This window comes from Allobosea sp. CS1GBMeth4, from assembly GCF_900185715.1.
GTDB lineage: Bacteria > Pseudomonadota > Alphaproteobacteria > Rhizobiales > Beijerinckiaceae > Allobosea.
Genome location: NZ_FYAS01000016.1, coordinates 17,802 through 39,718, shown reverse-complemented (window position 1 = coordinate 39,718; position 21,917 = coordinate 17,802). Strand labels below are relative to the sequence as shown.

Genomic DNA, 21,917 nt, shown 5'->3' with positions numbered 1-21,917 from the left:
GTGAAACTGCTGCTCGTCGTCGCCTGCGCGCTGGTCGATCCGGACAATCGCGTGCTCGTCACCCAACGTCCCGAAGGCAAGGCCCTGGCGGGCCTGTGGGAGTTCCCCGGCGGCAAGCTGGAGGCCGGCGAGCGGCCGGAGCCGGCGCTGATCCGAGAGCTGGCCGAGGAGCTCGGCATCGCGGTGAAGGAGGCCTGCCTGGCGCCGCTGACCTTCGCCAGCCACGCCTATCCCGAGTTCCACCTGCTGATGCCGCTCTATATCTGCCGGCGCTGGGAGGGGACGGTCAGCTCGCGCGAGGGGCAGGCGCTGAAATGGGTCCGCCCCGGCAAGCTGCGCGAGCTCGCCATGCCGCCGGCCGACGAGCCGCTGATCCCGCCGCTGGTCGATCTGCTGGGAGCGTGAGGCTCAATTTGCGATCGCGAGGAACCGCAACGCAAAACCCCTCTTCCGGATGGGAGAGGGGCAGGGGTGAGGAACCGCCGCTGATCGTTGGGGCGAGGCGGCGCCGTTGCGCCTTCTACGGATAAGGCAGGCCCTCATCCCTGCCCTTCTCCACACGGGAGAAGGGTTCCCCGCGCTCGTCATTCCGCTCTGTGCTTACCCATTGCTCCCGCCGCTCAGCGCGGCAGGATGGTCTCGCCCATCAGGTGCTTGTCGATGGCGTGCGCCATCTGGCGGCCCTCGCGGATCGCCCAGACCACCAGCGACTGGCCGCGGCGCATGTCGCCGGCGGCGAAGACCTTCTCGACCGAGGTCTTGTAGGCCAGCATGTTGGCCTCGACATTGCCCCGCCCGTCGAGCTTGACGCCGAGCTTGTGCAGCAGGCCGTCATGCACCGGCGAGACGAAGCCCATGGCGAGCAGGACGAGGTCGGCCTTCAGGTCGAACTCGGTGCCGGCGATCGGCTTGAAGCCGGCATCGACCCTGGCGCAGTGCAGGGTCTTCACCTTGCCGTTCTCGCCGGAGAATTTCAGCGTGCCGACGGCGAAGTCGCGCTCGGCGCCTTCCTCATGGCTGGAGGAGGTGCGCAGCTTCAGCGGCCAGTCCGGCCAGGTCAGCAGCTTGTTCTCCTTTTCCGGAGGCTGCGGCATGATCTCGAGCTGGGTGACCGAGAGCGCGCCCTGGCGCACCGAGGTGCCGATGCAGTCCGAGCCGGTGTCGCCGCCGCCGATGACGACGACATGCTTGCCGCCGGCGAGGATCGGGCGGGCGTTGCCCGCCGTCTCCGGCTCGCCGCCATTGCGCCGGTTCTGCTGCGGCAGGAAGTCCATGGCGAACTGGATGCCGTCGAGGTCGCGGCCCTCGATCGGCAGGTCGCGCGGCTTCTCGGCGCCGCCGGTCAGGCCGATCGCGTCGTATTGCGCGAGCAGCTCCTGCGGGTCGATGTCGACGCCGACATTGACGCCGTAATGGAAGACGACGCCTTCTGCCTCCATCTGCTTCACGCGCCGGTCGACATGCGACTTCTCCATCTTGAAGTCGGGGATGCCATAGCGCAGCAGGCCGCCGGCGCGGGCCTGCTTCTCGTAGACATGGACCTCGTGGCCGACGCGGGCGAGCTGCTGCGCCGCGGCGAGGCCCGCCGGGCCCGAGCCGATGATGGCGATCTTCTTGCCGGTCCTGACCTCGGCCGGCTCGGGCCTGATCCAGCCCTCCTGCCAGCCCCTGTCGACGATCGCGCACTCGATCGTCTTGATGGTGACGGGTGTATCCTCGAGGTTCAGCGTGCAGGACGCCTCGCAGGGCGCGGGACAGACGCGGCCGGTGAACTCGGGGAAGTTGTTGGTGGTGTGCAGGTTGCCGAGCGCTTCCTGCCACTTGTCGTTGTAGACGAGGTCGTTCCAGTCCGGGATCTGGTTGTTGACCGGGCAGCCATTGTGACAATACGGGATGCCGCAGTTCATGCAGCGCGCAGCCTGGTCGCGCGTCGCCTCGGCGCCGAGCGGGATCACGAATTCCTTGTAGTTGCGGATGCGGTCCGAGGCCGGAAGATACTTCCGGTCGCGGCGGTCGATCTCGAGGAAACCGGTTACCTTGCCCATCGCCCTTACTCCGCCGCGACCGAGACGCCGGCCTGCGCCCGCTCGATTTCCATGAGTGCGCGCCGGTACTCGACCGGCATGACCTTGACGAATTTGGGCAGATACTCGGCCCAGTTTTCGAGGATCGCCTGCGCCCGCGCCGAACCGGTGTATTTCAGGTGGTTGGCGATGAGCTGGTGCAGGCGCTCGGCGTCGTAGCCCGACATGTTGGCCATGACGTCGATGCGGCCCTTGAACTCGAGGTCGCCGCCATGGTGGTAGAGGCGCTGGGTCAGCTCCTCCTCCTCCGGCACCGGCTCGAGATCGACCATGGAGAGGTTGCAGCGCTTGGCGAAGCTCCTGTCCTCGTCGAGGACATAGGCGATGCCGCCCGACATGCCGGCCGCGAAGTTGCGCCCGGTCTGGCCGAGCACGACGACGACGCCGCCGGTCATGTACTCGCAGCCATGATCGCCGGTGCCCTCGACCACCGCGATGGCGCCGGAATTGCGCACGGCGAAACGCTCGCCGGCGACGCCGCGGAAATAGCACTCGCCGGAGATCGCGCCGTAGAGCACGGTGTTGCCGACGATGATCGCCTCCTCGGCGACGGCGCGCGACTTCGGATCGGGCCGCACGATCAGCTTGCCGCCCGACAGGCCCTTGCCGACATAGTCGTTGGCCTGGCCGGTCAGGTCGAGCGTCAGGCCGGCGGCGACCCAGGCGCCGAAGCTCTGGCCGGCGGTGCCGGTGAGCTTCACGGTGATCGTGTCCTCCGGCAGCCCGGCCGAGCCATGGCGCCTGGCGATCTCGCCCGAGATCATCGCGCCGGTCGAGCGGTCGACATTGCGGATCGTGCTCTCGATCACCACCGGGGCGCCGGTGTCGAGCGAGGCGCCCGCCTTGGCGATCAGCGTGCGGTCGAGCACCGATTCGATCGGATGGTTCTGGCGCTCGACATTGCGGATGGCGACGCCCGCGCCGGCCTCGGGCTTGTGGAAGATGCGGGCGAAGTCGAGCCCCTTGGCCTTCCAGTGGTCGATCGCCCCTCTCTTGTCGAGCCAGTCGGAGCGGCCGACGAGCTCGTCGAAGCTCCTGACGCCCATCTCCGCCATGATTTCGCGCACGTCCTCGGCGAGGAAGAAGAAGAAGTTGATGACGTGCTCGGGCGTGCCCTTGAAGCGCTTGCGCAGGACGGGGTCCTGGGTCGCGACGCCGACCGGGCAGGTGTTGAGATGGCACTTGCGCATCATGATGCAGCCGGCCGCGATCAATGGCGCGGTGGCGAAGCCGAATTCGTCGGCCCCGAGCAGCGCGCCGACGACGATGTCGCGGCCGGTGCGCAGGCCGCCGTCGACCTGGAGCGCGACGCGGCCGCGCAGCTTGTTCATCACCAAGATCTGGTGGGTCTCGGCGAGGCCGATCTCCCAGGGCGAACCGGCATGCTTGATCGAGGTCAGCGGCGAAGCGCCGGTGCCGCCCTCGAAACCGGCGATGGTGATGTGGTCGGCGCGCGCCTTGGCGACGCCGGCGGCGACGGTGCCGACGCCGAGCTCGGAGACGAGCTTGACCGAGACGTCGGCCGCCGGGTTGACGTTCTTCAGGTCGAAGATCAGCTGGGCGAGATCCTCGATCGAGTAGATGTCGTGATGCGGCGGCGGCGAGATCAGGCCGACGCCCGGGGTCGAATGCCGGACCTTGGCGATGCGGGCATCGACCTTGTGGCCGGGAAGCTGGCCGCCCTCGCCGGGCTTGGCGCCCTGCGAGATCTTGATCTGCATCACCTGCGAATTGACGAGGTATTCGGTGGTGACGCCGAAGCGGCCCGAGGCGACCTGCTTGATCGCCGAGCGCATCGAGCGCCCGTCGGGCAGCGGCCTGAAGCGCTCCGGCTCCTCGCCGCCCTCGCCGGTATTCGACTTGCCGCCGATCGCGTTCATCGCCAGCGCCAGCGTCGAATGCGCCTCATGGCTGATCGAGCCGAACGACATGGCGCCGGTGGAGAAGCGCTTGACGATCGAAGCCGCGCTCTCGACCTCGTCGAGCGGCACGGGCTTGCGGCCGAGCTCCTCCGCCATCTTGACGTGGAAGAGGCCGCGGATGGTCGAGAGCTTCTGGCTCTGGTCGTTGACCAGCTCGGAATAGGCCTTGAACTTGTCGCGGGCGTTGCCGCGCACCGCGTGCTGGAGCAGGGCGATGTTCTCCGGCGTCCAGGCATGCGCCTCGCCGCGCAGGCGGAAGGCGTATTCGCCACCGATGTCGAGCGCCTCGCGATAGATCGGCGAGTCGCCGAAGGCGTCGCGATGGCGGCGCACGCTCTCCTCGGCGATCTCGGGCAGGCCGACGCCCTCGATCGAGGAGATGGTGCCCTTGAAGTACTTCTCGATGAATTCGGTGCGCAGGCCGACGGCGTCGAAGATCTGGGCGCCGCAATAGGACTGGTAGGTCGAGATGCCCATCTTGGACATGACCTTGAGCAGGCCCTTGCCGATCGACTTGATGAAGCGCTTGACCACCTCGTAGCGGTCGACCTCGGGCGGAAACTCGCCGGCCTCCAGCAGCGCCTCCATGGTCTCGAAGGCGAGATAGGGGTTGATCGCCTCGGCGCCGAAGCCGGCGAGCAAGGCGAAATGATGGATCTCGCGCGGCTCGCCCGATTCGAGCACGAGGCCGACCGAGGTGCGCAGGCCCTTGCGGATAAGGTGATGGTGGACGGCGGCGGTCGCCAGCAGCGCCGGGATCGGGATGCGATCGGCGCCGACCTGGCGGTCGGACAGGATGATGATGTTGTAGCCGCCATGGACGGCCGCTTCCGCGCGCTCGCACAGGCGCTCGAGCGCGCCTTCCATGCCGGCCGCGCCCTCGCGCGTCGGATAGGTGATGTCGAGCGTCTTGGTGTCGAAGCGGTCCTCGTAGTGACCGATGCAGCGGATCTTCTCGAGATCGTCATTGGTCAGGATCGGCTGGCGCACCTCGAGGCGCTTGCGGCGCGAGGTGCCCTCCAGGTCGAGGATGTTCGGCCGCGGCCCGATGAAGGAGAGGAGGCTCATCACGAGCTCCTCGCGGATCGGGTCGATCGCCGGGTTGGTGACCTGGGCGAAGTTCTGCTTGAAATAGGTGTAGAGCAGCTTCGACCTGGAGGAGAGCGCCGAGATCGGGGTATCCGTACCCATCGAGCCGACGGCTTCCTGCCCGGTCACCGCCATCGGCGCCATCAGGAGCTTGGTGTCCTCCTGGGTGTAGCCGAAGGCCTGCTGGCGATCGAGCAGCGCGACATCGGTGCGCGCGGCGCGCGCCTCGACCGGCGGCAACTCCTCGAGCACGATCTGGGTGCGCTTCAGCCAGTCCTTGTAGGGGTTGGCCTGGCAGAGCGTCTGCTTGATCTCGTCGTCGCCGATGATGCGGCCCTGGTCGAGGTCGATGAGCAGCATCTTGCCGGGCTGGAGCCGCCACTTCCGGACGATCTTCTCCTCCGGGATCGGCAGCACGCCGAATTCGGAAGCGAGCACGACGAGGCCGTCGTCGGTGACGAGATAGCGGGCGGGACGCAGGCCGTTGCGATCGAGCGTCGCGCCGATCTGGCGCCCGTCGGTGAAGGCGATCGCGGCGGGGCCGTCCCATGGCTCCATCAGAGCGGCGTGGTACTCGTAGAAGGCGCGCCGGCTCTCGTCCATGAGCGGGTTGCCGGCCCAGGCCTCGGGCACCAGCATCATCATGGCGTGGGCGAGCGAATAGCCGCCCTGAACCAGGAATTCGAGGGCGTTGTCGAAGCAGGCGGTGTCGGACTGGCCCTCATAGGAGATCGGCCAGAGCTTGGAGATGTCGGCGCCGAAGAGCTCGGAGTCGACCGAGGCCTGGCGGGCCGCCATCCAGTTGACGTTGCCGCGCAGCGTGTTGATCTCGCCGTTATGGGCGACCATCCGGTAGGGATGGGCGAGGCGCCAGGACGGGAAGGTGTTGGTGGCGAAGCGCTGGTGGACGAGAGCGAGCGCGCTCTCGAAGCGCTCGTCGGTCAGGTCCTTGAAATAGGCGCCGAGCTGGGTGACCAGCACCATGCCCTTGTAGACGATGGTCCGGCAGGAGAAGGAGACCGGATAATAGGTCGCCGTCGCCCGGTCCTGGCGCTTGTAGACCTTGTTCGAGACAGACTTCCTGAGGACATAGACCCGGCGCTCGAACTCGTCCTCGCTGTCGAACCCGTCCGGGCGGCCGACGAAGATCTGGCGGTGGCAGGGCTCGGTCTCCTTGACCGCCTCGCCGAGATCGCTGTTGTCGACCGGCACGTCGCGCCAGCCGAGGAAGGTCAGGCCTTCTTCCTCGACGGTCTGGGCGACGATCTCCTCGCAGACCGCGCGGTTGTCGGCCTCCTGCGGCATGAAGAACTGGCCGATGGCGTAATGACCGGGCTCGGGCAGGTCGATGCCGAGCCTGGCGCATTCCTCCTTGAAGAAGCGGTGCGGGATCTGGGTGAGGATGCCGCAGCCGTCGCCGAGCTTGGGATCGGCGCCGACGGCGCCGCGGTGATCGAGATTGTGCAGGATCTGCAGGCCCTGCGCGACGATGGCGTGGCTCTTGCGGTTCTTCATGTCGGCGATGAAGCCGACACCGCAGGAATCCTTCTCGAAGGAAGGGTCGTAGAGGCCCTGGCGCTCCGGCATGGCCGGGTCGCGCACCTCGGGAAAGCGCTCGACAGCCGCCGCCCTGGTGGTCTTCGCCATCGCGCCCGCCTTCCTGCCCTGGCTCATCGTTACCTCCGCCCGCCCTAGGCCCCGCAGCATCCGCCGGGAGGCCGGTCAAAGTCCACACGGTGGATCGCCGTGCCGCCGCCGTTCCGGTGTCTCCCTGCCGCGCAAGGATCGGGCCGGATCGGCCTTGTCGTCAGTCTGCGAAGGTCGCTTGCGCTGGTCTGGTCTTGCGCCCGCGTCCTCCGCAGGCGCCCTGGGCTTTCAAGCCCTGCCGCGCCTGGTCACGCCGCCGTTTTGCGGGCGGCGCGCGTCGTACGGTTGGCTTTGGCTTTGTTTGCCGTACCTCCCGTCATCGCTCCGCTCCATCCGTCCGCGCCGGGGCCTCAGCGAGGCCCGCTTCGAAAATGGGACAGCAACACTGTCCTAATGTCTCGACCTTGCCAGAATTCCAATCTGGGCACAAGCGCCGATTTTGCCACGTGGCGACATTTTGTTGCTATCTGTGCCGATGTGCGGACATTTTCGCATTGGCCCGGTCGTCGGGCCAAGCCGGAAGTTGTCGACTGCCCGGATCGAGGGGCCGTTCTGCATCGGCGCCGATTGCCTTGCCCGAGGCCGGCGCTTATCCCTCGCAGTCCTCCCAGCGGCCTCCGGATCCGATCCTCATGAACTTCGTCAGCGACAATCTGGCCGGGGCGAGTGCGCCGGTGATGCAGGCGATGGCGGCGGCCAATGACGGCGTCTCCGCCGCCTATGGCAACGACGCCTGGACGAAGCGGGTCGAGGGCCTGTTTGCCGACTTGTTCGAGCGCGAGGTCGCCGTCTTCCTGGTCGCCACCGGCACGGCGGCCAATGCGCTGGCCCTGGCGAGCCTGGTCGATCCCTGGGGCGCCGTGCTCTGCCATCACGAGGCGCATGTCGCCGCCGACGAATGCGGCGCGCCCGAATTCTTCACTGGCGGTGCCAAGATCGTCGGCCTGCCCGGCGATGGCTGCAAGCTCGTCCCCGAGGTCGTCGCGGATCAGCTCGCGCGCATGGCTGCCGGCTCCCTGCATCAGGTGCAGCCGCAGATGCTGTCGATCACGCAGGCGAGCGAATGCGGGCTGGTCTACAGGCCGGCCGAGGTCGCCGCGCTGAAGGCGGCGATCCGGCCGCGCGGGCTGAAGCTGCACATGGACGGCGCCCGCTTCGCCAATGCGCTCGTCGCGCTCGGCTGCACGCCGGCCGAGATCAGCTGGAAGGCCGGCGTCGACGTGCTGTCCTTCGGCGGCACCAAGAACGGCGCCTTCGCCGCCGAGGCGGTGATCGTCTTCGATCCGGCCGATGCGGCCGAGATGCCCTGGCGACGCAAGCGGGGCGGGCACACGCTGTCGAAGGGACGGCTGATCGGCGCGCAGTTCGAGGGGCTGCTGACAAGCGGCCACTGGCTCGACCTCGCACGCCATGCCAATGCGATGGCGGGCCGCCTGGCGGACGCGGTCGCGGCGGCCGGCAGGCTCCGTCTCGCCTGGCCATGTGAGGCGAACGAGGTCTTCCTGGTGCTGCCGCCGTCCGCGCAGGCCGGGCTGGCGGCGCAGGGCGTGCGTTACATCGTCTGGTCGGATGCGGCCTTGCCGCCGGGGCAGGGCCTGCAGCATGGCGAGGTGGTCGGGCGCTTCGTCTGCTCCTTCGCGACGCAGCCGGAGGAGGTGGACCGGCTCGCGGCCGTTCTGAACGCCGCCTGAGCGCCGGAAACAGCCTGTTTCCCAGCGGAATCATGCCGCAAGCGCGCCGCAATCCTTATCGAGAACTGAAGACGGCGACTTTACGTCTGACAGAGGAAGACCATGGCAGTCCTGGTTCCGCCTGGCACCGCGCCGCGCCCCGCGCGCCGCCGGCTGGCAGGTTTCACTGTGCTGGCCGTGATGGCCGGCGCGAGCGGCCCTGCTTTGGCGCAGCTCGACGATTACGGCGGCTATGCCCGCTATGGCTATGGCTACGACTACGAGGACGGCTATCGCCGGCGCTACGACTATGCGCCGATCCGGCCGGCGCCGATGCCGCCGCGGGCGCTGGAGCGCAGCGCGGCTCGGGAGTTCGGCCTGCGCGAGGTGCAGCGGACCGTTCGCACCCGCTCGGCCGTGGTCGTCGATGGCGTGGCGGCGAACGGGGCGCGCGTGCGCCTCGTGATCGACCGCTTCACCGGCGAATTGATTGACCGCATCGTGCTGCAACCGCCGCCGCGGACCGTCGGGCTCGATCCGCGCGACGAGGAGCGTCCGGCGCCGAAGAAGCTGACGCCGCGTCCGCCGGAGCGCCCCGCCGGGCTGACGCCCGCCGCGCCGCCGACACAGGCGAGTGCGCCGGCGACCGCCGTTCCGCCTTCCCCGGCGGCGCCGAAATCCGAGACCGTGCCGGGGAAGCCCGCCGCGATGCCGGCCATCGCGCCCAGGGATATCGGCAAGCCGAAGCTGGTGGATCCGCAGGACGTGCGCGGCACCGACGAGCCCGACCGGCTGCCGCCGCTGGCCCGCGCGCGGCCGGGCGGCATTCCGACGCCCGACACGACGCTGCCGCCGGTGCAGATCGAGGAGATGAAGACGGCGCAGCCGAAGCCGGAGACGCCGATCGCGCCGGTCAATCCGCTGAACTGAGCGCTCTCGGCTGATCCGGGCCGAAGCGCCGGCCTCCATCCCGGCCAGCCACCCAGTCGTCCGGAACGGTCGAGTTCGACGGACGCCCAAACAAGAGAGCCTCCCCGGTCTCCCGGGGAGGCTCTCTGCTGTCAGGCCTGCGCTGACGGAGAGGGCGCGCCGATCAGGCGGCCTTCCTGGCCTCGATCACCTTGGCGGAGCCGCCGCCGATCGGGATCAGGCGCGGCTTCTTGGCCTCGGGAATCTCGCGCACCAGGTCGATATGGAGCAGCCCGTTCTCGAGGCTGGCGCCGGTGACCTGGACGTAGTCGGCGAGCTGGAAGCGGCGCTCGAAGGCGCGGGCGGCGATGCCCTGATGCAGGACCTCGCGCTTGCGCTCATCCTCGGCGGTCTTCTTCTCGCCGCGCACGGTCAGCGCGTTCTCCTTGCTCTCGATCGAGAGGTCGGCCTCGGAGAAGCCGGCGACCGCGATCGAAATGCGATAGGCGTTTTCGGCGGTCCGCTCGATGTTGTAGGGCGGATAGCTCGGCGCGTTGTCGACGCTGGTGGCCTGGTCGAGCAGCGAGAACAGGCGGTCGAAACCGACGGTCGAGCGATAAAGCGGGGAAAGATCGTAGGAACGCATGATTGTCCTCCAGAGGAAGCGACATTCGTGGCGGCCCGCCTCGTCGTGAGCGCGGGCCAGGTTCGGATTCGCGCAGCCGCTCCGCGGCCTGCGCAAACCTGATCTGGGTGGTGTTTTCGGCTTTTCAAGACCATCTCCGGCTGGGCATAACCAGAGGGCGACCGCGCCGGAGCGCCGATGACCGAGGCCGAGTTCTTCCATCACCCGGATTATCCCGTGCCCGGCCATGGCAGGGTCTGGTTCGCCGTGACCGGCGACGGTGCGCGCCTGCGCCTGGCGAGCTGGCGCCCGAGCGTGCGACGGGAGAAGGGCACGATCCTGGTCGCGCAGGGGCGGGCGGAATTCATCGAGCGCTACAGCGAAACGATCGCCGAACTGCGGAGGCGCGGCTTCCATGTCCTGACCTTCGACTGGCGCGGGCAGGGCGGCTCGCAGCGCTTCACCAATCGGCAGCGCCGAGGCCATGTCGGCCGGCTCGTGCACTACGAGCGCGATCTGGCTCTCGCGGTGGCGCAGATGCAGGAGCGGTTTCCACCGCCTTATTTCGCCCTGGCCCATTCGATGGGCGCGGCGCTCTGCCTCGACGCGATCAGGCGCGAGGCGTTTCCGGTGGCGCGCCTGGTCGCGCTCGCGCCGATGCTCGGCATCAGCATGATCGAGAATCCGCGGGCGGCGCGCTGGCTGGCGCGGACGCTGTACTGGCTCGGCCTCGGCAAGGCGTTCGTCCCGGGCGGCGGCGATACGGCGATCGGCACCAAGCCGTTCGACGGCAATCGGCTGAGCTCGGATCCGGTCCGCTATGCCCGCAACGCCGCGCTCTCGGCGGCGGCGCGCGAACTCGCGATCGGCGATCCCAGCGTCGGCTGGGTCCATGCCGCCTTCCAGCTGATGGACCGGCTGGCCCAGCCGCGCGCGCCGCTCGCCGTCAGGGTCCCGACGCTGGTCATCGCGGCCGGGCGCGATCCCGTGGTGTCGACCCCGGCGATCGAGCGCTTCGCGGCGCGGCTCAAGACCGGCCCGGCCCTGGTGCTGCCGACGGCCCGGCATGAGATCCTGATGGAGACGGACGCGATCAGGGCACAGTTCTGGGCCGCGTTCGACGCTTTCGTGCCGGGCGAGGATCTGTCGGCCGGGAGCTTGGCCGCTCCGGCCTCAGCCGTTCAGCAGGGCGAGAGCGGCCTGGTGCAGCCTTCTGTTGCCGGCGGCGAGGATGGTGCCGCCCTGGGCGGCGCTGCCGCCGTCCCATGAGGTGACGATGCCGCCGGCGCCCTCGATGATCGGGATGAGCGCGACGATGTCATAGGGCTTCAGGCCGCTCTCGATGACGAGATCGACATGCCCGGCGGCGAGCATGCAATAGGCGTAGCAGTCGCAGCCATAGCGGGCGAGGCGCACGGCGCTCTCGACACGCTGATAGGCCGCCTTCTCCGTATCGGCGAAGAGGTGGGGGCTCGTCGTCATCAGCGTCGCCTCGGCGAGGCTCGCGACCTGCCGGGTCTGCAGCCGGCGCGGCCCGTTCGGTCCTTCGTAGCGCGCATCGAGGCCGTCGCCGGAGAAACGCTCGCCGGTGAAGGGCTGGTTCATCATGCCGTAGACCGGAATGCCCTTGCGCGTGAGCCCGATCAGGGTGCCCCAGACCGGGATGCCGGAAATGAAGGCGCGGGTGCCGTCGATCGGGTCGAGCACCCAGACATATTCCGCCCCGGCATTCTCGGCGCCGAACTCCTCGCCGAGGATGCCATGGGCCGGAAATGTGCGCTTGATCAGGTTGCGCATCACGTCCTCGCCGGCGCGATCGCCTTCCGTCACGGGATCGAAGACGCCGCCGCCGGACTTGTCCTCGGCCGTATGCCGGGCGCGGAAGAAGGGCAGGATCGCCTGGCCCGACAAAGTCGCCAGACGGGCGACGAACTCTGCGAAATCGACCGCGCTCATCCAGGGTTCCTTCGGCTCCTCAGGGGCGCCGTCTTCTTGCGGCGCGGCGGTACGGATGACAAGCGCCGATGGTCCACGACGCCGTGCCGGAACGTGGGACGCTTGATGCCGTGGCTGCTTCACCGACGCGGATTTGCGGATCGGCCCAACGCAGCGCGCTCGGCGAAATCGCAAGGTCTCGTGCGGAAATGCTGCCGAGATATGCAATTTGCGCATGGCTGGCACCGCCTCAGCACTTGCTTTTTTGCGCTGCAATGCGCTATTGTGCACTGCGAAGGGGCGATGACCTCAAACCTTCGTTGCCCTCCTTGGGCGTTTCCTCCCTAGACTTGGGCCGCCACGCAAGTGAGCGGCCCTCTTTCTTTCCGGGGCAGGCTTTCCGGGGCAGGGTGTCGGCGCCTCGGCGAAGGGCTCACTCCGCCGCCTGGCGCCAGTCGTCGCTCCAGCCGCTCCAGCGTGCGAAGCATTCGGCCATGGCGGCGCTGATCACCTGCTGGAGCGCGGCGAAGCCGCTATGGGGCTCGAGCGTCGCCTCGTTCATGTAGAGCGCCCGGCTGACCTCGATCTGGAGCGCGTGCACGCCGGAGCCGGGGGCGCCGTAATGCTCGGTGATGAAGCCGCCGGCATAGGGGCGGTTGCGCGTCACCGTGAGCCCGGCGCGTGCGAAGGCGGCTTCCGCCGCGTCGACGATGAAGCTCGAGGCGCTGGTGCCGAAACGGTCGCCGAGGATGATGTCGGCCTTGGCGACGCCGTCGCGGTCGAGCCCGGTCGATGGCATCGAATGGGCGTCGACGAGAATGCAGGTCCCGAAGCTGGCCTGCGTCCGGTTCACCAGATGGCGCAGGCCGGCGTGATAGGGGCGGTAGAGCTCCTCGATCCGGGCCAGCGCCGCCTCGACCGGGATGCGGCCGGCATAGATCTCGTAGGCTTCGCCGACGATGCGGGGGATCGTGCCGAGGCCGCCGGCGACGCGCAGCGAACGGGTGTTGGCGAAGCCGGGCAGGCGGCCTTCGAACATGCGCGGATCGAGCTCGTAGGGCTCGCGATTGGCATCGAGATAGGCGCGCGGGAATTCGGCGACCAGCAGCGGCGCCCCGAGCGCGACGGCCTGGGAGAAGAGCAGGTCGACATAGGCGTCCTCCGACCGGCGCAGGGCCCTGAGCGGCAGGCGTGAGGCCTCGGCGAAGGCCTGTGGATAGCGCCGCCCGGCATGCGGCACGTCGACGATGACGGGCACCACCTGCAGCGCGGGCTGATAGAGCGTGAACGGCCGTTCGATCTCGGCGATCACGTGGTCCGGGTGAGGGAATGCGGCTGGCAGCGTCATGCCGTCGGACTCAAGCACAAAGCCGGAGCGGGTTGAAGGGGATGCCCCATCGTCAACGGCGGGCCGCGCCTTCACGGGATGTTTACCGTAATGTCGCCAGATTGAGCTGGCTGATCCATCCGGCTGTGTGCGAGCGCTGAGTTCGCCCGCGCCGGGCTGGACCGGCGAAGCCCGGAATGGCAGGGACGGCTGCCCGGGTGCGGGGACGACGAGGCGAGCGAATCGACTTCCGGCCGGACGGGCGGGGTGGCGTGGGCTCGGCGCAACATCACGGACGAAGCAAGGCGCCATGACGAAGATCCTCCTGGCCGAAGACGACAACGACATGCGCCGCTTCCTGGTGAAGGCGCTGCAGAATGCGGGTTACGACGTCGCCTCGTTCGACAACGGGCTCTCCGCCTACAACCGGTTGCGCGAGGAGCCGTTCGAGCTCCTGCTGACGGATATCGTCATGCCGGAGATGGACGGCATCGAATTGGCGCGGCGCGCGACCGAGCTCGACCCGGACATCAAGGTGATGTTCATCACCGGCTTCGCGGCGGTGGCGCTCAATCCCGATTCGCAGACGCCGAAGGACGCCAAGGTGCTGTCGAAGCCGTTCCATCTGCGCGAGCTGGTCAACGAAGTCGAGAAGCTGTTGGCGGCGTGACGGCGCCCGCGCGGCTTCTTGCACGGAAGCCGACGAAGCGCCTTGCAAGCCGCGCAGGTGTCCGCTATAGCCCCTCCACCTCGCAGCGATGCCGCCCCCGGGCCGGTATCGTTCCGGACGCCTTCGGGCGGAACGGGCGCGTAGCTCAGCGGGAGAGCACTACGTTGACATCGTAGGGGTCACAGGTTCGATCCCTGTCGCGCCCACCATTTTCCTCCTTGGATCCAAGGACGGACGGCCGCCCCACCGGCGGCCGTCTTGCTTTGGGCTCAGCGCGTTCGCGATGCGATGTCGGCGCGGCTTCGTCGACGAGCCAGTCGCGAAAAGCCAGCATGGCCGGCGACAGCGAGCGTGACTGCAGCCAGGTCAGCCAGTAGCCGCCGAGCGGAACCTCGACGGGGAACGGGCGAACCAGCCTGCCGTCGTCGAAGTAGCGCGTGAACACCAGGGCCGGCACAAGGGCGGCACCTTCGCCCGCGGCGGCGACCTCGGCGAGGGCGATCGATGTGTCGAAGACGGGGCCGCGTGCTTGCAAGGGCTCGATGCCCGCCGCCTCGCTCCACAGCCTCCACTCATCGGCGTGAGCTATGGCAGGGCCGATCTCGTCACCTCCGGGCCGGGCGGCGTTGGTCGTGACCGCCTATTACGCCGAGGCCCGGGCCTCCCTCGCCGAGCGCGAGGCGGTGCTGGCCGAGGTCGGCAAGCTGGCGACCTCGCTGTAAATCGGAGAAGACCTCCCGACACGGACGGCATTGGCGAGGGCGATCTGAAACGGCGACGTCAAGGCGCCGCTTTCATGGCATGATCCGCGAAATGCCTGCACGGCCGGAGGATCCGATGATGCGCGCGAGATGGTTGATCGCATTGGGGCTGGCAGCCGCGCTCGGCGGCTGCGTCACCGCGGCCGAGCAGCGCGCCATCGACGAGGAGCGCTGCCGGTCCTATGGCTTCCGGCCCGGAGCCGAGGGTTTCGCCAACTGTCTGATGGAGGTCGATCTCGACCGCTCGGCCTCCCGGCGGGCGCGGCTGGAGGCGTCCGGCTTCTATGGTCCCTATTGGGGGCCGTGGCCGTATCGCCGCTGGTGAACGCCTATTCGGCGTCGGCCTGACGATCGGGCGCCGCGTCGCGGAAGGCGGGGCGCTCCATCGCGGCCGCCTCCGCCCGCAACAGGCGCGGGAAGCGTGCGACATCGACCTTGAAGCGCCTGGCATTGCCGAGCTGCGGCACCAGGCAGATGTCGGCGAGGCCCGGTTCCGGGCCGAAGCAGAACGGGCCGGGATTGTTCGCGGCGAGCTGCTCGCAGGCGGAGAGCCCATCGGCATTGACGCCGGCGGCCCAGGCCAGCACGGCCTCGCCGTCATGGCCTAGCTCGCGCAGCCGGTTCAGCACCTTGAGGTTCTGGACCGGGTGGGTGTCGCAGGCGATCGCCTGCGCGAAGGCGCGGACCTTGGCTCGCTCCAGCGGCGCCTTGGGCAGCAGCGCCGGCCGCGGATGCGTCTCGTCGAGCCATTCGATAATGGCGAGCGACTGGGTCAGGACCGTGCCGTCGTCGAGCTCCAGCGCCGGCACCAGCCCCTGCGGGTTGAGCGCGAGGTAGGCGGGGTCGCGCTGCGCGCCATGGCGCAGGTGATGCGGGACGTGCTCCACCGCGATGGCCTTGAGGTTGAACGCGATGCGCACGCGCCACGCCGCGGAGCTACGGAAATAGCCGTGCAGCTTCATGGTGCCGCCTCCCGGCGAGGCCGACCCCGTGCGGTCGACTTAGAAAGTATAGCCGAGGCGGGCGCCGAAATTCGAGGGGCCGCGCGGGCTGCCGGCATTCGCGACCGGGTTGTCCGAGCAGCCGGTGGTGCTGAAATGCTCCAGCGTCGCGATCAGGCTCCAGCGGTCGTTGAGGCGGAAGCCGAGGGCGGCGGCGCCGCGTGCGCCGGTGTTGCAGCCGACATTCAGGCGGTTCTCGGGGATGACGGCGCCGGCCTTGCCGTTGTTGACGGCGGCGCCGAGGCTGGCCTCGACGAAGACCGATTGCGAGACGTCGAAGGTCCAGGTCGCGCCGGCATAGGCGTATTGCGTTCCGTTGACGTTCAGGCTCGAGCCGAGATGGAAGCGCGGTACGAAAGCGTTGGCGAAGCGGTCGCTCAGCGTGGCGATGCGCGGCGTCAGGATCTCGCCGCCGAGATTGAGCAGGCCGCTCTCGCGCCCGCCGGGATTGGCGGCGCCGAGGCCGAACCGCGCCTCCCAGGCCGGCGCGGGCGCTTCCGTCGCGGGCGCATAGCCGAGCGCGCGGCTGCCGCCGCGGTCGCCCTGCGCCAGTGCTGGCGCGGACAGGACCGAGAGGGCAACGAACAGCGACGCGACGCGAACCATGGCAGGAGAGTTGGGCTTTCGGCGGAGTTTCTGACGATTGGACAAGCGCAGAGAGTGGTGGCCGCAATGTGACGACACCGCCCCTGCGGACCGCGGATTGGTCAACCGGCGCGCCACCAGAGCACGCCGAGGATCACGAGAATGGCGATGAACTGCAGCACGACGCGCAGCCGCATCAGCTTCTGCGACGTATCGGCGCTGCCGCCGCGCAGCATGTTGATCAGGCCGAGCAGCAGCACGACGGCGACGGCGCCGACGGCGATCGGGACGAGAGCGGAGGAGACGTTCATCGCGGTGGTTTAGTCCCCGGGAGGACGGTTGACCAGCATGGTGGCGGCGGCGAAGCGCCACAGCCTGGGGACCTCGGCCCGAGAGACCTTTTTCAGCCCTCATCCTGAGGAGGTCCGCAGGATGATGGCGGTTTTTCCGACCGCTGCCTCAGCGATAGCGCCGCTGCACGATCAGGTTGGCGGCGACGGTGAGCAGCAGCGTCGCCGTCATCAGGATGAAGGAGATCGCCCCGCCGAAGGGCCAGTTGTTCTGCTGGGCGAACTGGCCGTAGACCAGCGGGCCCATGGTCTGGAATTTCGGGCCGCCGAGCAGCACCGGGGTGGCGTAGGCGTTCATCGCCAGAATGAAGGTCAGGATCGTGCCGGCGAGGATGCCGGGCATGGCGAGCGGCCAGAGCACGCGGGCGAACATCGCCGCCGGGCCGGCGCCCAGGCTGAAGGCGGCCTCCTCGACATTGCGGTTGATGCCCTCGATCACGCTCTGCAGCGTCAGCACCATGAAGGGCAGGTTGACTGCGATGATGCCGATGATCACGGCGGTCTCGGTGAACATGATCTCGAGCGGCTGGTCGATCAGGCCGAGGCCCATCAGCGAGGCGTTGAGCGCGCCCTTGCTGCCGAAAGCGGTCATCCAGCCGGCGGCGCGCACGGCGTTGCCGACGAAGAGCGGCAGCACCACCAGCATGATCAGCAGGTTCTTGAAGCGGCTTTCGGTGCGCGCCAGCACATAGGCCAGCGGGAAGCCCATGATCAGGCAGATGACGGTGCAGATCACCGCGACCCGGACCGTGCGCCAGAGCACGTTGAGATAGAACGAATCGGTGAAGAACTTGACGTAGTTCTCGATCGTCAGACCGTCGACCATGAACTGGCCGGGGATGAACTGATTCAGCGAATAGCGGAACAGGATCGCGATCGGGCCGATCAGCCCGATCGCGACGAAGAGCGTCGCCGGAATGACGAGCATCCCGGCGAGGCTGGTGCGGGCACCCGCGACGGGCTCGGGGACGGCGCTCACCCCTTGAAGACCTTGTCCCACCATTCCTTCATCGCCGAATCGTTCTTGGCGAGGAAGGCATAGTCCAGGTCCTTGAGGCGCTTCTCCTCCTCCGGCGTGAAGCCGATGCGCTTCTGCAGATCGGGCGCGACGGAGAGGCCGGAGACCGTCCCGTTATAGCCCATGTCGACCGCGAAGGCTTCCTGCGGCTCCTTGGCCAGCATAGCGTTCATGTAGGCGTAGGCGTTTTCCTTGTTGGGCGCGTTCTTGGCGATGACGAAGCCCGAGACATAGGCCGGGATGCCCTCGACCGGAGAGACGGCCTCGCAGGGGATGCCGGCATTCTGCCACTGCACCACGCGCGCCTTCCAGATCGCGCTGATGCCGACCTCCTCGTTCTTCATCGCCTGGGCGAAGGCTTCGTTGGTCGGATAGACGCGGGCGCCCGCCTTCTTGACCGCGAGCAGGACCTCCTTGGCCTTGTCGAGATCGTTCATGCTGGCGCCGTTGGTGGCGGCGAGCGAGGCGGCGATGATGATCGACTGGTACTGGATGTCGATGAAGCCGATCTTGCTGCCCCATTTCGGGTCGAGCCAGTCCTTGAAGCCGGTCGGAGCCGGGCTGATCAGCTTGGGATTGTAGATGACGACGTTGCCCGAATAGATGTGCCCGATGCCATACGGGTACTTCATCGTCGGCAGCAGGTTCTTGGCATTCGGGATTTTGGAGTAGTCGAGCTGCTCGGCGACGCCGGCCTCGTTCATCTCGAACATGTTGGCGGCGGAGAAGCCCTGAATGTCGACCGTTCCGCGCGGCAGGCGGCGCTCGGCCACCATCTTGGCGCGGCGCGGCGCGTCGCCGGCCTGGTCCTGCACGACCTCGATGCCTTTGGACTTCAGCAGCGGGTCCTCGATGTTCTTGGTCAGCAGGCGGGCATAGTCGCCGCCCCAGGTGCCGACCACGACCTTGCCGGCGGATTGCGCCTGCGCGCCGCCGCCGAGAGCCGGCATCACGGCCGCGGCGCCGGCGGCCAGGCCTTTCAGGACATCACGTCTGTCGATCGTCTTCATGGTGGTTCCCCTCGTGGACGCCTGGTCGAGGTTCCGGGGCATGACGTGGTCCGAAAACCGGTTTCCACTTTTCGGCGTCATGCCTCAGGCCTCGCGCGGATAGACGAGCCCGGCGTCTTCGGCCCAGCCTATCGTGATCATGTCGCCCGGTTTCGGTTCGGCTGCGCCGGGACGGTTGGGCATCTGCAGCAGGATGCGGTCCTGCTCTGTCAGCCGGACATCGATGTCGAGCAGCGCGCCGAGATAGGAGACGTGCTCGACCCTGGCCGGGAAGCGGTTGGCGCAAGCCTCGGCCTCCGCGCCGATGGCGAGCCGCTCGGGCCGCAGCGCCAGCGTGGCGGGGCCGCTCGCCGTCGCCGTGCAGCGGATGTCGAGACCTCCGCCGGTACGGAAGCGACCGGCCTCGGCCACGGCGCCGTCGAGGAAGGCGCTGCGGCCGATGAAGCCGGCGACGAAACGGTCGGCCGGTTTCTCGTAGAGCTCGCGCTGGCTGCCGATCTGACGGACCTTGCCCTTCTCCATCACCACCAGCCGGTCGGCCATGGTCAGGGCCTCCTCCTGGTCGTGCGTGACCATGATCGTGGTCAGGCCGAGCTTGCGCTGGAGATCGCGGATCTCGACGCGGACCTCCTGGCGCAGCTTGGCGTCGAGATTGGAGAGCGGCTCGTCGAGGAGCAGTACGTCCGGCTCCATGGCGAGCGCGCGGGCGAGCGCAACGCGCTGCTGCTGGCCGCCGGAGAGCTGGCGCGGATAGCGCTCGTCGAAGCCGGTGAGCTGCACGAGGCGGAGTGCCTCGGCGACGCGCGGCGCCCGGTCGGCCGGCGCGATCTTGCGCATCTCCAGCCCGAAGGCGACGTTCTCCGCGACCGTCATGTGCGGAAACAGCGCATAGGACTGGAAGACCAGGCCGCAATTGCGCTTCCAGGGCGGCAGGGCGGTGACGTCGCGCTCGCCGATGGTGATCCGGCCCGCCGTCGGCTGGATGAAGCCCGCCACCATGCGCAAGGTCGTGGTCTTGCCGCAGCCGGAGGGGCCGAGCAGGACGAGGAACTCGCCTTCGGCGATGGCGATGCTGAAATCGTCGACGGCGTGGAACTCGCCATAGACCTTGCGCAGGTGATCGATCGAGAGCCTCGCCATCAGACCACCCGGCTCAGCTTGACGTAACGGTCGGTGACGATCATCGCCGCTCCGATCAGGACGATCTGGATGACCGAGGCGGCCGCGACGGTCGGGTCGATCTTCCATTCGAGATATTGCAGGATCGCGATCGGCAAGGTCGTGCGGCCCGGTCCGACCAGGAACAGGCTCATCTCGAGATTGCCGAAGGAGGTGACGAAGCCGAACAGCGAGGCGGCGACGAGGCCCGGCCTGATGCTCGGCAGCGTGACGCGGCGAAAGGTCGTCCAGGGACCGGCGCCGAGATTCTGCGCGGCTTCCTCGATGGTGCGGTCGAAGCCGGCGAGGCTCGCGGTGACGAGCTTCACCACCCAGGGGATGACGACGAGGCTGTGGGCGGCGACGAGGCCGCCGAGCGAGCCCATCACCGGCAGGCCGGTGGCGATCTCGGTCTCGATCTGGAAGACGTAGAGCGAGGTGCCGAGGACGATGCCCGGCATCACCAGCGGCAGCAGCAGCAGGGTGTTGATCGCCGGCCCGAGCACTATGCGGTGGCGCACCAGGGTCAGGCTCGCCGGCACGCCCACGACGAGGCCGATCAGCGTCGCGAGCACGCCGACCTGAAGGCTGAGCAGGAAGCCGTCGACGAAGGGCTTGTTGTTCGCCGCCGCCTGGAACCACTTCAGCGAATAGCCTTCCGGCGGGAAGGACGGGATCTCCTGCCGGAAGAACGCCAGCCAGACGACGAAGATCAGCGGCAGCAGGATGAAGCCGAGCGAGAGGGTGGCTGCGCCGTTCAGCGCGATGCGGCCCAGGCTCAAGCGCGCGGCAGTCAAATCGCTGTCCTCTTCATCGCTTCGTGCCTGCTCTCAATGCAGCGTGTTCTTGTGGAAGGCACCAGCCTTCATGATCAGCGGCAGCTTCGCGCCCTGGTCCTGGAACAGCTCCAGGCTCTTCAGCGGATCACCGTCGACCAGGATGATGTCGGCATAGGCCCCTGCACGCAGCGTGCCGAGCTTGCCTTCCATGCGCAGCAGCTGGGCGCCGACCGTGGTGGCCGAGCGGATGATCTCGATCGGCGAGAGCACCTCGCGGCGCAGCAGGAACTCGCGGGACTGGTCGACCTGGAGCTGGCCGAGCAGGTCCGAACCATAGGCGACCGGCACGCCGGCGCGCTTGCAGATCTCCAGCGACTTCAGGCCGCCGTCGATGACGAGGTCGTTCTTGGCGAGCATGTCGGCGTTCATGCCGAATTCGGCGGCACGCTCCTTCATCGCATAATAGGCGACGAGGTTGGCGGTCAGGAACATGTTGTTCTCCGCCATCAGCCTGGCGGAGGCTTCGTCGATCAGGTTGCCGTGCTCGATGGCGCGGACGCCGCATTGCGCGGCGCGGGTGATCGCCTCGGGCGTATAGGCGTGGGCGCAGACATAGCGCCCGAAGGCCCTGGCCTCGGTGACCGCGGCGGTGACCTCCTCGACCGTGAACTGCATCGAGTCCAGCGGGTCGTAGGGGCTGGCGACGCCGCCGGACATCATGATCTTGATATGGTCGGCGCCGAGCCGCATCTGCTCGCGCGTCGACTTGATGACCGAGGAAACGCCGTCGGAGATGTTCATCGTATACGCCATGGCGTTGCAGCAATGGCAGCGCGCCCCGAAATCGGTGCGCCGGCGCGGGTCGCTATGGCCGCCGGTCGGCCCGATGGCGGCGCCGGCGATGAACAGGCGCGGGCCGGCGATGTCGCCCTTGTCGACCGCCTCCTTGATGCCCCAGTCGGCGCCGCCGGTGTCGCGGACCGAGGTGAAGCCGCGGTCGAGCATGCCCCTCATCAGCCTTGCCGCGCGGGCGGTGGCGAGCGTCAGCGGCACGCTCTCCAGCAGGCGGATATAGACCTCGGAGAGCATGACGTGGACATGGCTGTCGATCAGCCCGGGCATCAGCGTGCGGCCGCCGCAATCGATCACGGCCGCCTTGTCGGCCTTGATCGGCTTGTCGGAGACCTCGCGGATCAGCTCGCCCTCGACGAGAAGCTCATGACCGTCGCGCAGCTCGCCATGATCGGGCTCCAGCATCGCGAAATTGCGGAACAGGACCTGAGTCATGGCGGCGTCTCCCGGGGAAGTCCTGATATATTATGGCCTTCGCGCGCCATGTCCATCGCGTCCTGCGCGCAAGCCGGCGGCGGGGTCGCC

Annotated in this window: 19 protein-coding genes and 1 tRNA gene; 7 read left to right on the top strand and 13 right to left on the bottom strand. The window is 68.1% G+C overall.

All coding sequences use genetic code 11. The annotated features are described in order from the left end of the window. Positions 1-405, top strand: coding sequence for an 8-oxo-dGTP diphosphatase MutT (mutT, locus tag CS1GBM4_RS09065; RefSeq protein ID WP_186418382.1), 405 nt, complete (start codon positions 1-3; stop codon positions 403-405). A gap of 215 nt (positions 406-620) precedes the next feature. Here mutT and CS1GBM4_RS09060 read toward each other — a convergent pair whose 3' ends face one another. Further along, positions 621-2,045 carry a glutamate synthase subunit beta gene (locus CS1GBM4_RS09060; RefSeq protein WP_186418381.1) on the bottom strand — a complete coding sequence of 475 codons (1,425 nt, stop codon included), beginning with the start codon at positions 2,043-2,045 and terminating at the stop codon, positions 621-623. A 5-nt stretch (positions 2,046-2,050) separates the two neighbouring features. Further along, positions 2,051-6,742: a glutamate synthase large subunit gene (gene gltB / locus CS1GBM4_RS09055; protein WP_186418641.1), complete on the bottom strand. Its 4,692-nt coding sequence runs from the start codon at positions 6,740-6,742 to the stop codon at positions 2,051-2,053. A 632-nt stretch (positions 6,743-7,374) separates the two neighbouring features. Here gltB and CS1GBM4_RS09050 point away from each other — a divergent pair. Together CS1GBM4_RS09050 and CS1GBM4_RS09045 are read left to right on the top strand one after the other, a co-directional pair. Next, complete coding sequence (locus CS1GBM4_RS09050) at positions 7,375-8,433, top strand: beta-eliminating lyase-related protein (RefSeq protein ID WP_186418380.1); 1,059 nt, start codon at positions 7,375-7,377, stop codon at positions 8,431-8,433. A gap of 102 nt (positions 8,434-8,535) precedes the next feature. Further along, positions 8,536-9,342, top strand: coding sequence for a hypothetical protein (locus CS1GBM4_RS09045; RefSeq protein ID WP_186418379.1), 807 nt, complete (start codon positions 8,536-8,538; stop codon positions 9,340-9,342). Positions 9,343-9,505: 163 nt separating this feature from the next. Here the strand turns inward: CS1GBM4_RS09045 and CS1GBM4_RS09040 are convergent, their stop codons facing one another. Beyond that, positions 9,506-9,967 carry an Hsp20 family protein gene (locus CS1GBM4_RS09040; RefSeq protein WP_186418378.1) on the bottom strand — a complete coding sequence of 154 codons (462 nt, stop codon included), beginning with the start codon at positions 9,965-9,967 and terminating at the stop codon, positions 9,506-9,508. 177 nt (positions 9,968-10,144) lie between these two features. On the opposite strand from CS1GBM4_RS09040, the gene CS1GBM4_RS09035 reads away from it, so the two are divergent. After that, positions 10,145-11,215, top strand: coding sequence for an alpha/beta hydrolase (locus CS1GBM4_RS09035; RefSeq protein ID WP_186418377.1), 1,071 nt, complete (start codon positions 10,145-10,147; stop codon positions 11,213-11,215). Here CS1GBM4_RS09035 and hisN read toward each other — a convergent pair. Beyond that, positions 11,120-11,902, bottom strand: a complete 783-nt coding sequence (gene hisN, locus CS1GBM4_RS09030; RefSeq protein ID WP_186418376.1) for a histidinol-phosphatase — start codon at positions 11,900-11,902, stop codon at positions 11,120-11,122. The genes CS1GBM4_RS09035 and hisN overlap by 96 nt on opposite strands. A gap of 412 nt (positions 11,903-12,314) precedes the next feature. Beyond that, complete coding sequence (locus tag CS1GBM4_RS09025) at positions 12,315-13,229, bottom strand: N-formylglutamate amidohydrolase (protein ID WP_186418375.1); 915 nt, start codon at positions 13,227-13,229, stop codon at positions 12,315-12,317. A gap of 289 nt (positions 13,230-13,518) precedes the next feature. Between CS1GBM4_RS09025 and CS1GBM4_RS09020 the strand changes: the two genes are divergently transcribed. The 3 genes from CS1GBM4_RS09020 (at position 13,519) to CS1GBM4_RS09005 (ending at position 14,964) form a co-directional block, all read left to right on the top strand. After that, complete coding sequence (locus tag CS1GBM4_RS09020) at positions 13,519-13,878, top strand: response regulator (protein ID WP_038363805.1); 360 nt, start codon at positions 13,519-13,521, stop codon at positions 13,876-13,878. Between the two features lie 134 nt (positions 13,879-14,012). Next, positions 14,013-14,087 (top strand) — tRNA-Val (locus CS1GBM4_RS09015). A 631-nt stretch (positions 14,088-14,718) separates the two neighbouring features. Then, entirely contained in the window at positions 14,719-14,964 is a 246-nt protein-coding gene (locus CS1GBM4_RS09005; protein ID WP_186418640.1) for a hypothetical protein, read from the top strand. A 4-nt stretch (positions 14,965-14,968) separates the two neighbouring features. Here CS1GBM4_RS09005 and maiA read toward each other — a convergent pair whose 3' ends face one another. The 8 genes from maiA to CS1GBM4_RS08965 form a co-directional block, all read right to left on the bottom strand. Then, complete coding sequence (maiA, locus tag CS1GBM4_RS09000) at positions 14,969-15,601, bottom strand: maleylacetoacetate isomerase (RefSeq protein ID WP_186418374.1); 633 nt, start codon at positions 15,599-15,601, stop codon at positions 14,969-14,971. A 39-nt stretch (positions 15,602-15,640) separates the two neighbouring features. Then, a complete protein-coding gene (locus tag CS1GBM4_RS08995) occupies positions 15,641-16,246 on the bottom strand; it encodes an acyloxyacyl hydrolase (RefSeq protein ID WP_186418373.1) in 606 nt (201 codons plus the stop codon). Positions 16,247-16,347: 101 nt separating this feature from the next. After that, positions 16,348-16,536 (bottom strand): twin transmembrane helix small protein, encoded by a 189-nt coding sequence (locus tag CS1GBM4_RS08990; protein WP_186418372.1) that lies wholly within the window; start codon positions 16,534-16,536, stop codon positions 16,348-16,350. Between the two features lie 148 nt (positions 16,537-16,684). Next, on the bottom strand, positions 16,685-17,554 hold the full coding sequence (locus tag CS1GBM4_RS08985; RefSeq protein WP_244607142.1) for an ABC transporter permease: 870 nt from the start codon (positions 17,552-17,554) through the stop codon (positions 16,685-16,687). Next, the gene (locus tag CS1GBM4_RS08980; RefSeq protein WP_186418370.1) at positions 17,551-18,603 is read right to left on the bottom strand and encodes an extracellular solute-binding protein; all 1,053 of its coding nucleotides are present in this window, start codon (positions 18,601-18,603) and stop codon (positions 17,551-17,553) included. The genes CS1GBM4_RS08985 and CS1GBM4_RS08980 overlap by 4 nt, the downstream gene beginning before the upstream one ends. 84 nt (positions 18,604-18,687) lie before the next feature. Further along, complete coding sequence (locus CS1GBM4_RS08975) at positions 18,688-19,743, bottom strand: ABC transporter ATP-binding protein (protein ID WP_186418369.1); 1,056 nt, start codon at positions 19,741-19,743, stop codon at positions 18,688-18,690. Further along, positions 19,743-20,558 carry an ABC transporter permease gene (locus CS1GBM4_RS08970; protein WP_244607141.1) on the bottom strand — a complete coding sequence of 272 codons (816 nt, stop codon included), beginning with the start codon at positions 20,556-20,558 and terminating at the stop codon, positions 19,743-19,745. Before CS1GBM4_RS08970 ends, CS1GBM4_RS08975 begins: the two co-directional genes overlap by 1 nt. 33 nt (positions 20,559-20,591) lie before the next feature. Beyond that, a complete protein-coding gene (locus CS1GBM4_RS08965) occupies positions 20,592-21,827 on the bottom strand; it encodes an amidohydrolase family protein (protein ID WP_186418368.1) in 1,236 nt (411 codons plus the stop codon). Positions 21,828-21,917 lie beyond the last annotated feature (90 nt).

What these genes read in the sequence shown, in the direction of transcription:
- CS1GBM4_RS08975 (WP_186418369.1), bottom strand. Translation starts at nt 19,743, where the DNA reads ATGGCGAGGCTCTCGATCGATCACCTGCGCAAGGTCTATGGCGAGTTC.
- CS1GBM4_RS08980 (WP_186418370.1), bottom strand. Translation starts at nt 18,603, where the DNA reads ATGAAGACGATCGACAGACGTGATGTCCTGAAAGGCCTGGCCGCCGGC.
- CS1GBM4_RS09025 (WP_186418375.1), bottom strand. Translation starts at nt 13,229, where the DNA reads ATGACGCTGCCAGCCGCATTCCCTCACCCGGACCACGTGATCGCCGAG.
- CS1GBM4_RS09050 (WP_186418380.1), top strand. Translation starts at nt 7,375, where the DNA reads ATGAACTTCGTCAGCGACAATCTGGCCGGGGCGAGTGCGCCGGTGATG.
- CS1GBM4_RS09045 (WP_186418379.1), top strand. Translation starts at nt 8,536, where the DNA reads ATGGCAGTCCTGGTTCCGCCTGGCACCGCGCCGCGCCCCGCGCGCCGC.
- CS1GBM4_RS08965 (WP_186418368.1), bottom strand. Translation starts at nt 21,827, where the DNA reads ATGACTCAGGTCCTGTTCCGCAATTTCGCGATGCTGGAGCCCGATCAT.
- CS1GBM4_RS08995 (WP_186418373.1), bottom strand. Translation starts at nt 16,246, where the DNA reads ATGGTTCGCGTCGCGTCGCTGTTCGTTGCCCTCTCGGTCCTGTCCGCG.
- CS1GBM4_RS09020 (WP_038363805.1), top strand. Translation starts at nt 13,519, where the DNA reads ATGACGAAGATCCTCCTGGCCGAAGACGACAACGACATGCGCCGCTTC.
- CS1GBM4_RS09035 (WP_186418377.1), top strand. Translation starts at nt 10,145, where the DNA reads ATGACCGAGGCCGAGTTCTTCCATCACCCGGATTATCCCGTGCCCGGC.
- maiA (WP_186418374.1), bottom strand. Translation starts at nt 15,601, where the DNA reads ATGAAGCTGCACGGCTATTTCCGTAGCTCCGCGGCGTGGCGCGTGCGC.
- CS1GBM4_RS09060 (WP_186418381.1), bottom strand. Translation starts at nt 2,045, where the DNA reads ATGGGCAAGGTAACCGGTTTCCTCGAGATCGACCGCCGCGACCGGAAG.
- gltB (WP_186418641.1), bottom strand. Translation starts at nt 6,742, where the DNA reads ATGGCGAAGACCACCAGGGCGGCGGCTGTCGAGCGCTTTCCCGAGGTG.
- CS1GBM4_RS08990 (WP_186418372.1), bottom strand. Translation starts at nt 16,536, where the DNA reads ATGAACGTCTCCTCCGCTCTCGTCCCGATCGCCGTCGGCGCCGTCGCC.
- hisN (WP_186418376.1), bottom strand. Translation starts at nt 11,902, where the DNA reads ATGAGCGCGGTCGATTTCGCAGAGTTCGTCGCCCGTCTGGCGACTTTG.
- CS1GBM4_RS09040 (WP_186418378.1), bottom strand. Translation starts at nt 9,967, where the DNA reads ATGCGTTCCTACGATCTTTCCCCGCTTTATCGCTCGACCGTCGGTTTC.
- CS1GBM4_RS09005 (WP_186418640.1), top strand. Translation starts at nt 14,719, where the DNA reads ATGCGCGCGAGATGGTTGATCGCATTGGGGCTGGCAGCCGCGCTCGGC.